Source organism: Streptomyces sp. NPDC088812, assembly GCF_044750285.1.
In the GTDB taxonomy this organism is placed as follows: domain Bacteria; phylum Actinomycetota; class Actinomycetes; order Streptomycetales; family Streptomycetaceae; genus Streptomyces.
In genome coordinates, this window is record NZ_JBIVJP010000019.1 from 1 (window position 1) to 15,280 (window position 15,280).

At 72.8% G+C, this 15,280-nt stretch carries 15 protein-coding genes and 1 pseudogene; 12 read left to right on the forward strand and 4 right to left on the reverse strand.

Features of this window, described 5'->3' with window-relative positions:
* Window positions 1-200: 200 nt before the first annotated feature.
* Together ACIP67_RS29320 and ACIP67_RS29325 are read right to left on the reverse strand one after the other, a co-directional pair.
* Entirely contained in the window at window positions 201-797 is a 597-nt protein-coding gene (locus tag ACIP67_RS29320) for a MarR family winged helix-turn-helix transcriptional regulator (protein WP_401695878.1), read from the reverse strand.
* Window positions 794-2,503: an FUSC family protein gene (locus tag ACIP67_RS29325; protein WP_401695879.1), complete on the reverse strand. Its 1,710-nt coding sequence runs from the start codon at window positions 2,501-2,503 to the stop codon at window positions 794-796. The genes ACIP67_RS29320 and ACIP67_RS29325 overlap by 4 nt, the downstream gene beginning before the upstream one ends.
* Before the next feature lie 166 nt (window positions 2,504-2,669).
* On the opposite strand from ACIP67_RS29325, the gene ACIP67_RS29330 reads away from it, so the two are divergent.
* The 5 genes from ACIP67_RS29330 (at window position 2,670) to ACIP67_RS29350 (ending at window position 6,733) form a co-directional block, all read left to right on the forward strand.
* Window positions 2,670-3,227, forward strand: coding sequence for a DUF5134 domain-containing protein (locus ACIP67_RS29330; RefSeq protein WP_401695880.1), 558 nt, complete (start codon window positions 2,670-2,672; stop codon window positions 3,225-3,227).
* Window positions 3,228-3,406: 179 nt separating this feature from the next.
* Window positions 3,407-4,342 (forward strand): M56 family metallopeptidase, encoded by a 936-nt coding sequence (locus tag ACIP67_RS29335; protein WP_401695881.1) that lies wholly within the window; start codon window positions 3,407-3,409, stop codon window positions 4,340-4,342.
* Between the two features lie 68 nt (window positions 4,343-4,410).
* Window positions 4,411-5,082 (forward strand): phosphatase PAP2 family protein, encoded by a 672-nt coding sequence (locus tag ACIP67_RS29340; protein WP_401695882.1) that lies wholly within the window; start codon window positions 4,411-4,413, stop codon window positions 5,080-5,082.
* A 93-nt stretch (window positions 5,083-5,175) separates the two neighbouring features.
* The gene (locus ACIP67_RS29345; RefSeq protein WP_401695883.1) at window positions 5,176-5,868 is read left to right on the forward strand and encodes an HAD family hydrolase; all 693 of its coding nucleotides are present in this window, start codon (window positions 5,176-5,178) and stop codon (window positions 5,866-5,868) included.
* A gap of 190 nt (window positions 5,869-6,058) precedes the next feature.
* Window positions 6,059-6,733 carry a TetR/AcrR family transcriptional regulator gene (locus ACIP67_RS29350; protein ID WP_401695884.1) on the forward strand — a complete coding sequence of 225 codons (675 nt, stop codon included), beginning with the start codon at window positions 6,059-6,061 and terminating at the stop codon, window positions 6,731-6,733.
* Here the strand turns inward: ACIP67_RS29350 and ACIP67_RS29355 are convergent.
* Window positions 6,721-8,223 (reverse strand): LVIVD repeat-containing protein, encoded by a 1,503-nt coding sequence (locus ACIP67_RS29355; protein ID WP_401695885.1) that lies wholly within the window; start codon window positions 8,221-8,223, stop codon window positions 6,721-6,723. The two genes, ACIP67_RS29350 and ACIP67_RS29355, sit on opposite strands and share 13 nt — an antisense overlap.
* A 204-nt stretch (window positions 8,224-8,427) precedes the next feature.
* Between ACIP67_RS29355 and ACIP67_RS29360 the strand changes: the two genes are divergently transcribed.
* The 6 genes and pseudogenes from ACIP67_RS29360 to ACIP67_RS29385 all read left to right on the forward strand — a co-directional run bounded on the left by ACIP67_RS29360 (window position 8,428) and on the right by ACIP67_RS29385 (window position 13,107).
* Entirely contained in the window at window positions 8,428-9,162 is a 735-nt protein-coding gene (locus ACIP67_RS29360; protein WP_401695886.1) for a DUF305 domain-containing protein, read from the forward strand.
* Window positions 9,163-9,622: 460 nt separating this feature from the next.
* Window positions 9,623-10,993, forward strand: a complete 1,371-nt coding sequence (locus ACIP67_RS29365; RefSeq protein WP_401695888.1) for an FAD-dependent oxidoreductase — start codon at window positions 9,623-9,625, stop codon at window positions 10,991-10,993.
* Window positions 10,994-11,086: 93 nt separating this feature from the next.
* Window positions 11,087-11,851 (forward strand): annotated as a pseudogene (locus ACIP67_RS29370) (solute carrier family 23 protein); the annotation flags it as partial.
* Window positions 11,852-12,296: 445 nt separating this feature from the next.
* The gene (locus tag ACIP67_RS29375) at window positions 12,297-12,431 is read left to right on the forward strand and encodes a hypothetical protein (protein ID WP_401695889.1); all 135 of its coding nucleotides are present in this window, start codon (window positions 12,297-12,299) and stop codon (window positions 12,429-12,431) included.
* Complete coding sequence (locus ACIP67_RS29380) at window positions 12,382-12,732, forward strand: WhiB family transcriptional regulator (RefSeq protein ID WP_401695890.1); 351 nt, start codon at window positions 12,382-12,384, stop codon at window positions 12,730-12,732. Before ACIP67_RS29375 ends, ACIP67_RS29380 begins: the two co-directional genes overlap by 50 nt.
* A 51-nt stretch (window positions 12,733-12,783) precedes the next feature.
* Window positions 12,784-13,107, forward strand: coding sequence for a hypothetical protein (locus ACIP67_RS29385; protein WP_401695891.1), 324 nt, complete (start codon window positions 12,784-12,786; stop codon window positions 13,105-13,107).
* Here the strand turns inward: ACIP67_RS29385 and ACIP67_RS29390 are convergent.
* Window positions 13,086-13,460 carry a hypothetical protein gene (locus tag ACIP67_RS29390; RefSeq protein ID WP_401695892.1) on the reverse strand — a complete coding sequence of 125 codons (375 nt, stop codon included), beginning with the start codon at window positions 13,458-13,460 and terminating at the stop codon, window positions 13,086-13,088. The two genes, ACIP67_RS29385 and ACIP67_RS29390, sit on opposite strands and share 22 nt — an antisense overlap.
* Before the next feature lie 218 nt (window positions 13,461-13,678).
* Between ACIP67_RS29390 and ACIP67_RS29395 the strand changes: the two genes are divergently transcribed.
* The gene (locus ACIP67_RS29395) at window positions 13,679-15,259 is read left to right on the forward strand and encodes an ISL3 family transposase (RefSeq protein WP_401695893.1); all 1,581 of its coding nucleotides are present in this window, start codon (window positions 13,679-13,681) and stop codon (window positions 15,257-15,259) included.
* Window positions 15,260-15,280: the final 21 nt, after the last annotated feature.

Genomic DNA, 15,280 nt, shown 5'->3' on the forward strand with positions numbered 1-15,280 from the left:
CACCCCCCAGGTCATGCCTTCGACAGGGGGCAACAGTCATGCCGGGCCCGGAGGCCAGCGGCCCTCTTGCAGGACCGCGAAAAACATAACGGGGCAGTCCGCCCCGGGCTCGCCGGGCGCCGAGGCCCCGCCGAGGACCGGGCCCGGTGCTCCGTGGGCGGTCGGACCCGCCGAGGACCGGGCCGGTGCTCCGTGGGCGGTCAGACCCGCAGTGCCTGCATGTGTCCTTCCAGGCGGCTCAGCAGGTCCCCGAGCAGCCCCGCCAGCTCACCCTGCCGGTCGGCGTCGAGGGCGGACAGGACGGCGGTCTCGTAGGCGAGCTGCTCGGGCATGATGCCGTCGACCAGGTCACGGCCGGCGTCGGTGAGGCGGACGTGGGCGACGCGGCGGTCTCGGGTGTCGCCCCGGCGCTCCACGAGGCCGCGTTCGGTCAGCTGCTTGAGGCGCTTGGTGACGGCCGCGCCCGACGAGAAGGTCTCGCGGGCCAGGTCGCCCGGCGTCAGCTCGTGACCGGTGCGGCGCAGCGCGCCGAGCAGGTCGAACTCGGCACGGCTCAGACCCGCCCGGCGCAGGGGGGCGTCCTCGGCCTGCTGGAGCAGGGCCGCGCAGCGGTTGACGCGCCCGATGATCTCCATGGGGGCGGTGTCGAGGTCCGGGCGGACGGACCGCCACTGCCGTACGACCGCGGCGACGGTGTCGCCGCCGGCCGGGTCGCCGGTTCCCCCGTGGCGGACGGCGGCGGACCGTCCCCGTGCTGCGCCGTCCCCGCCGGCAGGCCGTCCCTGCGTCGCCGTCATGGCCGTACGCCCTCCGCTCTCGTGCTGGTGTCCCGGGCCGGGAGGAGTCCCTGGCGCCGTACCGTCGCGGCGAGCGTACGGTGTCCGGACTGTTCGGCCGCGACGACCCTCTCCTGGGGCAGCGCCCGCTGCCACCATTCACCGGAGGCCGCGTCGGCGGTGGCGCGCAGGTCGACCAGGGCGGCGGCCAGAGAGCGGCGGGCGGACTCCAGGGCGCCGGGGGCGGGACTCGGCTCGGCCAGCAGGCGGGCGGCCCGTTCGCGGGCGCGTTCGGCGGCCGTCAGGGCGTGTCCGAGGCGGTCGCCGGCGCGGCGGTTGGTGACGACGACCGCGGCGGCGAAGCCGACCAGGGCACCGACGACGGTGTCCACGACCCGCTCGGTGATCAGCGTGCCCGCGTCCTGGTAGTGGGCGAACTCGGTGATGAGCAGGGCCATCGGGGTCACGCAGACGCTGCCGAGCCAGTAGTTGCGGCCGATCAGCGCCTCCGCGCCGAAGTTGAGCGCGAGGCAGACGACGACCAGGGCCGCCTGGTGGAGATGGGCGAGCGGGACGAGCACGGCGAAGGCGAGCACCCCGACGAGGTTGCCGACGACGCGCTGGACGCCGCGGCTCCAGGTGAGGCTGAGGTTCGCCTGGTAGAGGGAGGCGGCGGTGACCAGGGCCCAGTAGGGACGGCCGATACCGAGGGCGAGGGAGGCGTATCCGGCGAGGGCGCAGCCGAGGGCGGTGCGCACGGCGAGCGGGGTGAGCGACCAGAGGCGGCTCCACAACGGGGGCCGCCCGGCGGCCCGCTCGACGTCGACGCCGAGCAGTTCGTCGTCTTCCCCGAGGCCGCCGTTCCCGCGGCTGCCGCCGGGGCCGTCGTGCCCGGGGCGGCCGTCGGGGGACGCGAGGTCGTCGGGGCACGGGACGCGGCCGGTGCCGCGCAGTGCGCGCGCCCAGGTGCGCAGGCGCTCCGGGTCGGTGTCCGCGGGGGCCGCGAGGGCCACCTCGGCGCCGATGACGAGCCTCTCCAGGGAGCGGTTCGTCTCCCCCTCACGGGCCGACAGCAGGGTCTGCCAGGCGGCCTGGACCGCGGCCGCCGCGGCGGCGCGGGCCCGGGTGTGTCCGTCGCCGGTGCCGCGGGTGGCGGCGTACGCGGCGGCCGCGTCCAGGGCCTGGGCGGTGGCCCGGCGCTCGGGGCCGTGCGGGCGCAGCAGCCCGGGTGCCATGCCGATGAGCCAGGACCAGGCGCCCGCGGCGAGGGCCAGCCCCAGATGGCCGGGGATCTGTCCCGGAGTCTGGGGGACGAACAGCGACGCGGAGGTGATGAAGGTGAGCACGACGTTGCCGGGCGGGCCGAGGCGGGTGACGTCGCAGAGCACCTTCTGCGCGGCGGCGAGCAGGGCGCCGACGGTGACCAGGACGACGGCGTCCGTGGTGAGCGCGGCGGCGAGCAGGGCGACGGCCAGTCCGCCGGTCATGCCCAGCACGACCCAGGCGAGGACACGGGCGCGTACGGCGTAGGGACGGTTGTGGGCGTACAGCGCGCACAGGGATCCGGCCATCGTGTACATCGCCAGGTCGAGGCGGCCGAGCGCCAGCAGGATCAGGTTCGGCGGGGCGACCGCGGCGACCACGCTGAGGGCGGGCTTGAACCAGATGTCGGACGGCCGGCCGAGGCGCAGCACACCGGCGAGCGGGAGTCGGGTCGCACTTCTCATAGCCACTAATTTAGCATGTGTTTTACTCGTAAAACATCAGTCGTGACGTCCGTCACCCGGCGGCGTGCTCCGCCGAACGCTCCCCGCGTACCCCCTTGCGCTCGCGTGCGCACCGCGTGTCCTGGGCATCGCATCCCTCGACCGACCGTCGAGCGGGGAGGTGCGCGTGCACGGACCGGCTTCGCCCGGCTGGCTGCTGGTCGCGCTGTGTGCGGCGACCGGCGCCTACTGCCTGCTGCGGATGCGCAGCAGCGACGACGAGCAGCGCCGGGCCGCGGGCGGCGAGGCGCTCATGGGCTTCGGCATGGCGGTGATGGCGGTGCCCGCGGCGGCGTTCACCCCGCCGGAGTGGGCGTGGGGGGCGTACACGGCGGTCTTCGGCGCGGCCGCGCTGCACGCCCTGTGGGCGGCCCGCAGCGGCGTCCACCATCTGCACCACCTGGTGGGCGCCTCGGCCATGGTCTACATGGCGGTCGTGATGGCCGCCGCCCCCGCGGCCTCCCCCGGCGCCGGCGGCCACGTCCACGGCGGCGCCGGGAGCCCGCTGCTGACGGGCGTGCTGCTGCTGTACTTCGCCGGGTACGTCCTGGTCTCCGGGGTGCGGCTGCTGCCGGCCGGGGCGGCGGCGGGAGGGACCGTCGCCTGGAGCGACCGGCCCGAACTGGCGCGGGCCTGCCGGCTGTCGATGGGGATCGGGATGCTCGCCATGCTGCTGACCATGTGAGGGACCATGTGAGGTCCGGCCCGTCCGGCGGACTCCGGGGGGTGTCCCCGGCCCGGTGATCCATGCCGGGTCCGGGCCGGGGGCGGGCGGTGGTGGCCTGCGTCACCTGACGGTGGCCTGCGTCACTTGACGTGACAAGCCGTACCGCTGAGCGGTGCGCCGCTCATAGGGTGCTGCCCATGATGGTCCCCGCGGTCCTGCTGCTGCTCGGCGTTCTGACCGCTGTCGTCGCTCCCCGGCCGCTCGCCCGGGCCGACTGGCCGGACCGGGAACCGGTCGTCGCGCTGTGGATGTGGCAGTGCGTGGTGGCGGCGGTGCTGCTGTGCTGCGCGCTGTCGATGACGCTCAGCGCGGCGGCGGCATGGCAGGCGGTGCGCGGGCACGTCTTCGCGCCGGCCCCGCGCGCGGTCGTCGAGGCGTACGCCCTGGGCCCGTCGGGTCCCTGGGCGGCGGCGACCGCGGTGGCCCTGGCGAGCGCCGGGCTGTGGAGCGGGGCGATGCTGGCGCGGGAAGTCGCGCGGGCAGGCTCCCGGCGTCGGCGCCGACGGGCCGAACTGCACGCGCGGGCACCGCTGTTGCCGGGCGAGGAGCCCGCGGCGGGACGGCTCGTGGTCCTGGAGGGCGAACGGCCCGACGCCTGGTGGCTGCCGGGCGGGGCGCCCCGGCTGGTGGTCACCACCGCCGCGCTGCGCCGCCTCAGAGGCCGTCAGCTCGACGCGGTCCTCGCGCACGAGCAGGGGCACGCCCGGGCCCGGCACGACTGGCTGCTGCACTGCTCGTCCGCGCTGGCCAACGGGTTTCCGCAGGTGCCGGTGTTCGCCGCGTTCCGGGACGAGATGCACCGGCTGGTCGAGCTCGCCGCCGACGACACGGCCTCCCGGCGCTTCGGCCGGCTGACGACCGCGCTGGCGCTGGTGGAACTCAACGAGGACCGGGGCGTGTTCGGCCCCTCCCCCGCTCCGCGGGCGCACGTCCCGCAGCGCGTGCACCGCCTGCTCACGCCCCCGGACCGGCTCACCGCGGCCCGTCGGCTGCGGCTGACGGCGGCGGCCTCGCTGGTCCCCGTGATCCCGGTGCTGGTGACGCTGGTGCCGGCGCTGCGGGCGCTCGGCTGACCCGGCCCGGGGCCACGGGCCGCTTTCCGGGTTGGCTTCGATCGCCGCTGTTCGGCAAGGATCACCTCATGCACGACCCGTCCGACGACTCCCCGCCCGCCCCGTCGCCCTTGCGCACCGCCGTCCGCGCCGGCCTCGCCCTGGGGCTGTGCTCCCTGCTGCTCCTGGTCCCGGTGTGGGCCGAGTGGCACCCCCTGCTCTCCGCCGACCGCGACATCTCGCGCACGACACACCGCTGGGCCGTCACCGAGCACGGCTTCACCCACGTCTGCCGCGTCCTCAGCGACTGGGTCTGGGACCCGGTGACGATGCGGCTGCTGTGCGCGGCGGTCGCGGCATGGCTGGTGTGGCGGCGGTCGGCGTGGTGGACGGCGGCGTGGCTGGTCACGGTGTCGGCCGTGGGCACCGCCCTCCAGCAGGGCCTCAAGGCCGCCGTCGGCCGCGAACGCCCCCGCTGGCCCGACCCGGTCGACTCCGCCCACTACGCGGCCTTCCCCTCCGGACACGCCCTCACGGCCACGGTCGTCCTCGGCCTCCTGCTGTGGCTCCTGCACCGCCACGGCGTCCGCACCGCCGTGTGGCGTACGGCGGTGGCGGTGGCCGTGGTCTCGGTGGCGGGCGTGGGACTGACCCGCGTGTGGCTCGGGGTCCACTGGCCCTCGGACGTCCTCGGCGGCTGGCTCCTGGGCATGACACTGGTGGCACTGGCGATCGCGGCCCACCTGCGCTGGCGGCCGTGAGCCCCTACCGGGTCGACGGTCCCTGCGTGTTCCGCGACGCCGGGCTGCCCCGTCCGTGGAACGTCGACGCGGGGCGTCCGTAGGATCCGTGCCATGACCTCCGCCGTGCTGTTCGACTTCTCCGGGACCCTCTTCCGCATCGAGTCCGCGGAGTCGTGGCTGCGGGCCGTGCTCGACGCGGCGGGTGCCGAACTGACCGCGGCGCACCTGGCCGCCGCGGCGCGGGCGCTCGAAGCCGCCGGTGCGCTGCCGGGTGGCGCGCCGCCCGGCCGGGTGCCCGAGGAACTGGCCGGGCTGTGGCGGGTGCGGGACGCGAGCGCCGAGGCGCACCGGGCCGCGTACACCGGGCTCTCCCGTCAGGTCCCGCTGCCCGATCCGACGCTCCACGACGCGTTGTACGACCGGCACATGACACCGGCCGCCTGGGCGCCGTACCCCGACGCCCGGCCCGTACTGGGCGCGTTGCGCGAGCGCGGGATCCGGGTGGGCGTGGTGAGCAACATCGGCTGGGACCTCAGGCCGGTGTTCCGCGAGCACCGCCTCGACCCGTTCGTCGACACGTACGTGCTGTCGTACGAGCACGGCGTGCAGAAGCCGCACCCGCGGCTGTTCGCGACGGCGTGCGACGCACTCGGTGTCGATCCGCGGACGACGCTGATGGTGGGCGACGACCGGCGCGCGGACGGCGGGGCGGCGGCGCTCGGCTGCGCGGTCCACTTCGTGGACCACCTGCCGGCGGCGGAACGGCCGGACGGGCTGCGTCCGGTGCTGGATCTGGTCGGCTGAGACCGCGGGGCCGGCGTCCGCCGTGGGCCCGGAGCCCCGGGCCCACGGCCCCTCGGCGGGAGCACGCCGACTCTGGACGATCCCCCGTGTCGCCCAGAGCAGGCGGCCGCCCGGCCCGGCTCGCACACGGAACCGGCGGGGATGCGCTGAGTATAGTTGGCTGTCGGCCAGTCAACGCAGGAGTTACAGCATGTCCCCGCGCAGCGCCTCGGTCAATGAAGAATTGCGGCGGCGTTCCCGGGAGCGACTGCTGCACGCCGCCGTCGAGTTGGTGAGCGAGCGGGGGTACGAGGCGACGACGCTCGGCGACATAGCGGACCGGGCGGGCTCGGCGCGTGGACTGGTGTCGTACTACTTCCCCGGCAAGCGCCGGCTGGTGCAGTCGGCGGTGCACCGGCTGATGCACCGCACGCTGGAGGAGGCGCTGGAACGGGAGCCGCGCGCGGAGGACGGCCGGGATCGCATGGCGCGGGCCATCGACGCCGTCCTGGGCCTGGCGCGGGACCGGACGGTGCTGATGCGCCAGCACATGGCGGGGCTGCTCCAGGCGGAGGGTTTCGTCCCGTGCACGGAGCAGCGGCGGCTCGCGGACCTGCTGCGGGACACCGTGGCACGGCACGGATCACGGGACGTCGACACCGACTACCCCGTGCTGCGCGCCCTGCTGATGGGCTCCGTCTACGCGATGGTGCTGCCCGCCGCGGGGATACCGCTCGCCCGGGTGCGGGCCGAGTTGTTCGCCCGCTACCGGCTCGACTGGGAGCAGGGGTTCCCGCCGGACGCCGAGGCGCCCGGCGGGAACGGTGACGGCGACCTGTCCCGCTTCTTCGCGACGGGCCGACCCGTCGGCGATCAGCCGAAGTAGTCCGGCTGTGTCTGCACGTTGAGCTCGGGCAGGCGGACCCGCTGGGCCGGATCCGTGCGCCGGTCGTCGATCCTCAGCACGTCGAGGCCCTTGGCGATGTCGTTCGAGTAGATGTAGCCGTTGTAGTAGTACGCCGACCAGGAGCCGGCGGTGGTCAGTTGCTCGGTGTCCACCGGGCCGCGCTCGAAGTAGGCGATCTCCTTCGGGTGGGCGGAGTCGGTGAAGTCCCAGACGGAGATGCCGCCCTGGTACCAGGCCTGGACCATGAGGTCCCTGCCCTTGACCGGGATCAGTGAGCCGTTGTGCGCCACGCAGACCTCGGTGGCCGCCTGGGGCCGGTCGATCTTGAAGTAGCTGCGGAAGACGAGCTTGCGGTGGTCGCCCTTGCCGACGATGTCGTAGATGCCGTCGGCGCCCTTCTCCGGGCCGATCTCCGGGGTGCAGGTGGCCGCGCCGCCGCCGCCCAGTTCATCGGTGAACACGACCTTGTCCGCCGTCTGGTTGAAGGTCGCCGAGTGCCAGAACGCGAAGTTCACGTTGTCCTGGACCTGGTCGATGACCTTCGGGTTCTCCGGGTCCTTGATGGAGAACAGGATGCCGTCGCCCATGCAGGCGCCGGCCGCGAGGTCCTTTTCCGGGAGCACCGTGATGTCGTGGCAGCCGGTCGTCTTGGAGACGCCCGGGTTGGTGGGCCCACCCGGGTTGCCGCCGCCGTCCGGCCCCTCACCGGGGAAGAGGACGGGGAAGTTCACGATCGCGGCCTGCTCCGGCGCCTTGCGCGGCACCTTGATGATCGAGATGCCGTCGTGCGGGGGCTGGCAGTCGGGGTAGGCGGCGTTGGGCGAGTACGAGGAGACGTACACGTAGACGTTCTTGCGCTCGGGCACCAGGGTGTGGGTGTGCGAGCCGCAGGCGGTCTCGACGGCGGCGACGTACTGCGGGTTCCGCTTGTCGCTGATGTCGAAGATCTTCATGCCCTCCCAGGAGGACTTCTCGGTCGCGGGCTGCGTGGTGCTGTTGCAACTGCTGTCGCTGCGCGAGGAGTCGGTGGACAGGAAGAGCAGGTTCCCGGAGACGGAGATGTCGTTCTGCGAGCCCGGGCAGAGCACCTGGGCGACGGTCTTCGGGGACTTCGGGTCACTGATGTCGAAGACGCGGAAGCCGTCGAAGTTGCCGGCGAAGGCGTACCTGCCCTGGAAGGCGATGTCCGAGTTGATGCTGCTGAGCGCGTCCTTGGGCACGTTGGCGAGGTGCTCGATGTTGGCGGAGTGGACGATCTCGTCCTGTCCCGGCACCTCTCCCGCGGCTATCGCCTCGGCCACCTCGGTCCGTACGTCCTGGGACACCTCGGGCTCCGCGGCCGGGCCGTCCCCCGGGTCGGGGGTCGCGGCCGCCGGGACCGCCGTGAGCAGTGCGGCCAGGATGCCGGCACAGGCCGCGACGGCCGCCGTCCGTCTGCGCCGCCTTCGGGGATCGTTCAACAGGGTCACTGCTTCTTCCTCCCTTGCTGCCGTTCACGGGGAACGATTCACGGTCCTCCGAAGTATCGTCTTCATCATGCACATATCAAGAGTTGGAAACACACTCGTCACGAAGGTCCGCGGTCGACCGGGACAGGAATCGTGCTAGGACGGTCACACAGGCCCCTGCCCGCTTCCGACAGGGCGTCAGACCCGCCACGACAGGAGGTCGTTGTGCTCTTCCGCCGCGCGTCCCTCACCAGTGCCTCGCTGCCGGCGCTCCTCCTCGCGGGCTGTCTCGTCCTCGCGGGCTGCGACTCCGGGACGGACAGCACGCCCAAAGCGGCGGGCGGACCCTCGGTGATCGTGCCGGGGAAGCCGGGCGAGGAGAACCGGACGCTGTCCGCCGAGGACGCCGCGGAGCAGCGCGCCGAGGACGACACCCCGAACTCGGCGGACGTCTCCTTCGCCCGCATGATGATCGAGCACCACGGCCAGGCCCTGGAGATGACCGCACTCGCACCGAAGCAGGCGAACTCGGCGCAGGTCAAGGCCCTCGCCTCCCGCATCGCCGCCACCCAGGGGCCGGAGATCGAGGCCCTGCGGAGCTGGCTGTCGGCCCACGGCGAGGACGACGGGAGCACGGCGGACGGCGCCAGTGCGGGGAGCACGGCCGACGGCACGAGTGCGGGGAGCACGGCGGGGAGCGGAAGCACGGCGGACGGCGGGCACGATCACGCCGCGATGCCCGGGATGGCCACGGAGGCGCAGATGGGCAAGTTGCGGGCGGCCCGCGGCAAGGCCTTCGACGAGCTCTTCCTCACCCTGATGATCACCCACCACGAGGGCGCGCTCACCATGGCCGCGGACGTCAAGGCGCAGGGGAACAACATCCGCGTCGAGGAGATGGCGGACGACGTGGTGGCGGAGCAGACGACGGAGATCACGCGGATGAGGGCGATGCTGTGACCCGCCGGCCCGGCCGGACCGACGGAGGACGGGACCGGCCGGGCCCGCACGCCCTCGCCGAAGACTCGTGCCCCTCATGGCCCAGCGGTCCCCCCAGCGGTCCCCCTCATGGCCCAGCGGTCCCCCCAGCGGTCCCCCTCATGGCCCAGCGGTCCCCCTTATGGCCCAGCGGCCCGCGCCGCCACGGGCCCGTGGCCTGCGGCCCAGCGGCCCAGCGGCCCGTGCCGCACGCCACACGCCACACGCCACACGCCGCACGCCGCACGCCGCACGCCGCACGCCGCACGCCGCGCAGAAACGACCTGACCAGCCCGCACGCAGCGTGACCGCGCGATCGTTCCCCCCTCCCGACCGGCATGCACGCGTCCTCGGCGTCCGGCACCTGTCAGCGCGGCGGCAGCGGTGCCATGCTGGAAGCGTCAGCGCTCTCCTGCGCCTGCCGGGGGTAAGGAGTTCTGCCGTGCTCCGTGTCGCCGTCGTCGGCTCCGGGCCGAGTGGGGTCTACACCGCCCAGAGCCTGGTCCAGCGGGACCCCGAGGTGCTCGTGGACGTCCTGGACCGGCTGCCGTGCCCGTACGGGCTGGTGCGGTACGGCGTCGCCCCGGACCACGAGAAGATCAAATCGCTCCAGCAGAACCTGCGCACGGTGCTGGAGCACGAACGGGTGCGCTTCCTCGGCGGAGTGCGGGTCGGGGCGGGCGGGGTGCCCGTCGAGCGGCTGCGGGAGGTGTACCACGCGGTCGTGTACTGCGTCGGCGCCGCGGCGGACCGGCGGCTGGGGATCCCCGGGGAGGATCTGGCGGGCAGCTGGTCGGCGACCGACTTCGTGGCCTGGTACAGCGCCCACCCGGACGCCGTCGTCGACGGCTGCCTGTCGGGTGCCCGCTCGGCCGTGGTGATCGGCGTGGGGAACGTCGCGGTGGACGTCACGCGCATCCTGGCCCGGGGCGCGGCGGAGCTGACCGCCACCGACATGCCGCAGGCGGCGCTGACGGCCCTGGCCGCGAGCGAGGTGACCGAGATCCACATGGTCGGGCGGCGCGGCCCCTCGCAGGCACGGTTCACCACCAAGGAGTTGCGGGAGCTGGGCGGTCTGCCGGACACCGACGTGGTGGTCGACGAGGCGGAGCTGGCGCTGGACCCCGCGTACCGCGACCCGTCCGCCCTGCCGGCGGCGCAACGCCGCAACATCGAGGTGCTGCGCGGCTGGGCGGCCGCGCCGCCACGGGGCCTGCGGCGCCGGATCCGCCTGCGCTTCTTCCTGCGGCCCGTCGAACTCCTCGCCGCCGGCGGCCGGGTGCGCGCGGTGCGCTGCGAACGGACCGCCCTCGACGGGCTCGGCGGGGTGACGGGAACCGGCGTGCACGAGGACGTCGACGCCCAGTTGGTGCTGCGGTCGGTGGGCTACCGCGGAGTGCCGCTGGAGGGGCTGCCGTTCGACGCGGAGCGCGGTACGGTGCCGCATCTCGCCGGACGGGTGCTGCGCGACGGCGCCGTGGCGCCGGGCGAGTACGTGGCCGGCTGGATCAAGCGGGGCCCGACGGGTGTCATCGGCACCAACCGGCCGTGCGCGAAGGAGACGGTGACGTCCCTGGTGGAGGACGCCCCCGTCCTGCTGCGGCGGGAACTCGGGGAGCCCCTCGCCCTGTTGCGGGCCGCCGGCGCCGAGCCGGTCGCGTGGGCGGGATGGCTGGCCATCGAGCGCGCCGAGGCGGAGCTGGGGGCCTCCCTGGGGCGGGGCGTGGTGAAGCTGCCGGACTGGGCGGCCCTGCGGGCGGCGGCGGGCACGGCCGGGCCCGGTGGGCAGGACACACACCGGCAACACCCGTGAAATCAACAAACTGTTTAAGGCTCGTACGGTCTCGTGCTGTCCGGATGTCGCCACCCCCTCAAGCCCGCCCTCCCTCGCCGCCTTGGAGTGCCCATGCCCACGCCCCCACCCGTACACCCCGTCGACGAAGTGCCCCCCGCACGGCAGTTGGCCGCCTTCGGCCTGCAGCACGTGCTCGCGATGTACGCCGGCGCGGTGGCCGTACCGCTGATCGTGGGCGGGGCGATGAAGCTGTCGCCCGCCGACCTGGCGTACCTGATCACCGCGGACCTGCTGATCTGCGGCATCGCCACGCTCATCCAGTGCGTGGGGTTCTGGCGCTTCGGCGTACGGCTGCCGATCATGCAGGGCTGTACGTTCGCGGCCGTGTCGCCGATGGTGCTGATCGGAACGACGGGCGGCGGACTGCCCGCGATCTACGGCTCGGTGATCGTCGCGGGGCTCGCGATCGCACTGCTGGCACCGGTGTTCGGCCGACTCCTCCGGTTCTTCCCGCCCCTCGTCACCGGCACGGTGATCCTGGTCATCGGCATCTCGCTGCTGCCGGTCGCGGGCAACTGGGTGGCGGGCGGCGCCGGTTCGGAGGACTTCGGGGAGCCGAGGAACATCGCGCTCGCCGCGTTCGTGCTGGCGGTGGTGCTCGGGGTGCAGCGGTTCGCGCCCGCCTTCCTCAGCCGGGTGGCGGTGCTGATCGGCATAGCGGTGGGCCTCGCGGTCGCCGTCCCCTTCGGCTTCACGGACTTCGGCGGGGTCTCGGACGCCGACTGGGTCGGGATCAGCACGCCGTTCCACTTCGGGGCACCCGTCTTCGAGGCGTCGGCGATCATCTCGATGCTGGTGGTGGCCCTGGTGACCGTGTGTGTTCAGTTACACCATGATCCCTAAAAATCATCCGCTTGCCGCCTGACCAGCGCGAACTTCAAGGCCCCTGCCCCGGCGGGGGCCTTCGTCATGGGAGGAACCATGTCCGAGCCCGCCTGGACGGCCGAGCTGCCCGGAACCTTGGAGGCCCGTCACCGAGCGAGCCGCGGTCAGCGGCGCCGGCCTCACCGAGGCCGGGATGGATCTCGTCCTGGTCTACATCGAGGCCGCCTACCAGCGCGGCCTCATGGCCGGGCGCAGCCAGTCCGGCTACGCCGCCCGCCGCACGACGACGGAGGAGGGCTGATGGTCTGCCCGTTCTGCAAGAGGGCTTACCCCTGCATCCGCCCTCCCCGGAGGAGGCCGTGAACCTGCCGACCTCACACAAGGTGATCATCCTGGCCGCCCTCGTGGCGGCCTTCGTCATGAACGGGGTGTCGCATTGGCGGATCTGATCAAGCGCCTCAAGAAGGCGCTCCCGAGCTTCGCGGTCTGGCTCTTCTGGGCCACCGTCCAGGCCCTCGTCGGTGGCCTCGTCGGCATCCTGCTCGTCTCGCTGTACCTGCGAGGCCGGTGATGCTGTACGACCCGCACCGGCGCTGGGCGCCGCGTGGCATCTGCCGCTGGGAGGAGGCAGACACCTCTTCTTCTCGCCCGGCGGCCAGCCCAACCGCAAGCCGGTCAAAAGCACGCAGCAGCGCTGGGACCAGGCCAAGGAGATCTGCGCCATGTGCCCGGTCCGCACGCAGTGCGCCCGGGACACGCTGGGCGAGGAGTACGGCGTCTACGGCGGACTGGATGAGCACCAGCGCTACCTGATCCGCCGCAAGCTGCCCAGGGTCATCGGCAAGTGGCCCTGGGCACGGCGCCTCGCCTGAGGAAGGGAGATCCACTCCCTCCGCGAGGTCGGGATGCTCTGGACGCAGATCATGACTCGCACGGGCATCCCCGCGACCGCGGCGGAGCAGCTCGCCCGGGTCTGGGCCGAGCAGCTGGATGAGGAGAAGAAGGAGACCGTCGGCAAGGTCGTCGACCTGGAGCTGCCGGAGCCGGCGAGCGAGAGGCTGCCCGCCTTCCCCGACCGGCCCGGCTGGCGCAACTGCTGGGTGCGCCACCGCGGCTCATCTCCGACGCCTGGTACCGGGGCGAGACCCCGGACGGCAAGCATCCCGGCCAGTTCCTTCGGCGTAATCCCGAGCTCCTCGTCGCTTCCGGCGGCCGAGCACTTGAATCAGTCGTTGATCACCCGATGAAAGATCTCGGAGAACTCGCCGTTCTCGATCAGTCCGGCGATCACGTCGGTCATGCTGTCGATGCCGGGATCCCTGACGATCAGGCCGTCCGAGACCCAGAAGTACCGGCCCCCGAGGGCCTCCTCGGTCCCTGCCCAGAGTTTCATCAGGCGCTCGACTTCCGCGACGGTGAATACGGTCGCGGTCCAACGAGATCCATCCTTCAGCGTCACGAAGACATCGACGTTGCAGACCTCGTCCAAGTCCTCACCGTCGCTGGGCAGGAACGACGCCTGGAAGTCCGCCATGCGGACCCGATACCAGGGCACGTCCCACCCTCGCTCGATCGGTTCAGACGAAGTGCTGTGACTCATCGCGCGAGTGTCCCTGGTCGGGGCATCGATCTCAACCGAGATCCTCTGCCGTGCTGCCGCTGCCTGCGGTCAGAGCTGGGGACGTTCGTCCGTACGCAACTGGGGAGAAAAGTGGCCCCGGCAAGATTTCCGTGAAGCAGGCGCATGCCACCGTGCGCCGGTGACGCTCCGTCGCGGGTAGCAGCACTGTCAGCGAGTGTGATGACCTAGTACGGATCTTGTCTCCGCACCTGGACGCGGTGCGGGTGGAACGAGTGTGGGTGGCGGGCGGTGTGGTCCGCATCGCGGCCTGCACCCGCGAGTTGACGGTGGCGTGTCCGGACTGCGGTCGCGGTTCTGCGCGGGTGCACAGTCGCTATGACCGCACGCTGGCCGATGTCGCTGCTGGTGGGCGCCCGGTGCTGATTGGGCTGTCGGTGCGGCGGTTGTTCTGTGACAGCCCGGGCTGCGGCCGGCGGACGTTTGCCGAGCAGGTCGAGGGGTTGACGGTGCGCTATCAGCGTCGCAGCCCTTTGCTGCAGCACCTGGTGGAGATGGCAGGGGTGCTACTCGCCGGCCGGGGCGGCGCCCGTCTGCTGCAGATCCTGAAGGTGCCCCTGTCGCGGACCAGCGTGCTGTTCCACTTGATGCGCTTGCCGCTTCCCCCGGCAGCGACCCCGCGGGTGCTGGGCGTGGACGACTTCGCGCTGTATGCGGACGTCTACGGAACCCTGCTGGTGGACGCCGACACCCGGCTGCCGATCGAGCTGTGGGCCGGGCGCGACGCCGAGCAACTGGCTGCCTGGCTGCGGACGCATCCCGGTGTTGAGGTGGTCTGCCGGGACGGCTCGCTGGTCTACCGCCAGGGCATCACCGACGGCGCCCCGGCCGCGGTGCAGGTCAGCGACCGCTTCCATCTGTGGCAGGGGTTGTCGAAACGGATCGGGGATATCGCCGCCACGCACCGCGGCTGCCTGGTTGTGGCAGTACCCGAGCCTGACCCGGCACCGCCACCAGCGAACGCAGCGGGACCGTTTCACCAGGCCGACACCCCAGCCCGGCGCCATGCGCAGCGGTTGTTCGAGGCGGTGCACGCGGTGACCGACACCGGTTGCTCGCTCAGCGCGGCAGCCCGTGAGCTGGGCTTGAACCGGCGCACCGTGGCCAAGTACGCCCGGGCCGCCACCTGGCAGGATTGCGTACGGCGCACCCGGCCCCGCCGACCCGCCGGCCTCGATCCATACCTGGACTACCTTCGGCAGCGGTGGGAGGAAGGCGAGCACACCGCGACGGTGCTGCACCAGGAGATCGCCGCCAAGGGCTACAGCGGCCACTACCAACGGGTCAAGATGGCCATCGCACCGCTACGCCGTGGCCTGCCGATCAACACGCCGCGCGAGCGGCCGCCTTCGCCCCGCGAAGTCGCGCGCTGGATCACGACCGCGCCATCCCGCCGCAGCCTGCGCGCAGCCGAGGCACTCCCGCGGCTGTTCGAGCACTGCCCAGAACTGAACCGCGCCCACGATCTGGTGCGTCAGTTCGCTGCCATGCTCGACACCCGTGACGCCGCCCCGCTGCCGGACTGGCTGGAGCAACTCACGACCGCCGGCCTCCCGGCCCTGGCCAGCCTGGCCAAAGCCATCCGTGAGGACCAGCCCGCAGTCGTGCAGGGCATCACCACCCGGTTCAACTCGGGAGTCAACGAAGGCCGCATCACCGATCTGAAGCTCCAGAAGCGGATCATGGCCGGACGCGCGGGGGTCCCGCTGCTCCGCCACCGCGTCATCCTCATGGCCCTGCTCCGACGCCGCTACCCGTGACGGAGCGTCACCGGCGCACGG

Bases quoted from the DNA above. Each gene is read 5' to 3' on its own strand.
- ACIP67_RS29320 (WP_401695878.1), bottom strand. From the start codon at position 797: ATGACGGCGACGCAGGGACGGCCTGCCGGCGGGGACGGCGCAGCACGG.
- ACIP67_RS29325 (WP_401695879.1), bottom strand. From the start codon at position 2,503: ATGAGAAGTGCGACCCGACTCCCGCTCGCCGGTGTGCTGCGCCTCGGC.
- ACIP67_RS29335 (WP_401695881.1), top strand. From the start codon at position 3,407: ATGATGGTCCCCGCGGTCCTGCTGCTGCTCGGCGTTCTGACCGCTGTC.
- ACIP67_RS29340 (WP_401695882.1), top strand. From the start codon at position 4,411: ATGCACGACCCGTCCGACGACTCCCCGCCCGCCCCGTCGCCCTTGCGC.
- ACIP67_RS29345 (WP_401695883.1), top strand. From the start codon at position 5,176: ATGACCTCCGCCGTGCTGTTCGACTTCTCCGGGACCCTCTTCCGCATC.
- ACIP67_RS29350 (WP_401695884.1), top strand. From the start codon at position 6,059: ATGTCCCCGCGCAGCGCCTCGGTCAATGAAGAATTGCGGCGGCGTTCC.
- ACIP67_RS29385 (WP_401695891.1), top strand. From the start codon at position 12,784: ATGACTCGCACGGGCATCCCCGCGACCGCGGCGGAGCAGCTCGCCCGG.
- ACIP67_RS29390 (WP_401695892.1), bottom strand. From the start codon at position 13,460: ATGAGTCACAGCACTTCGTCTGAACCGATCGAGCGAGGGTGGGACGTG.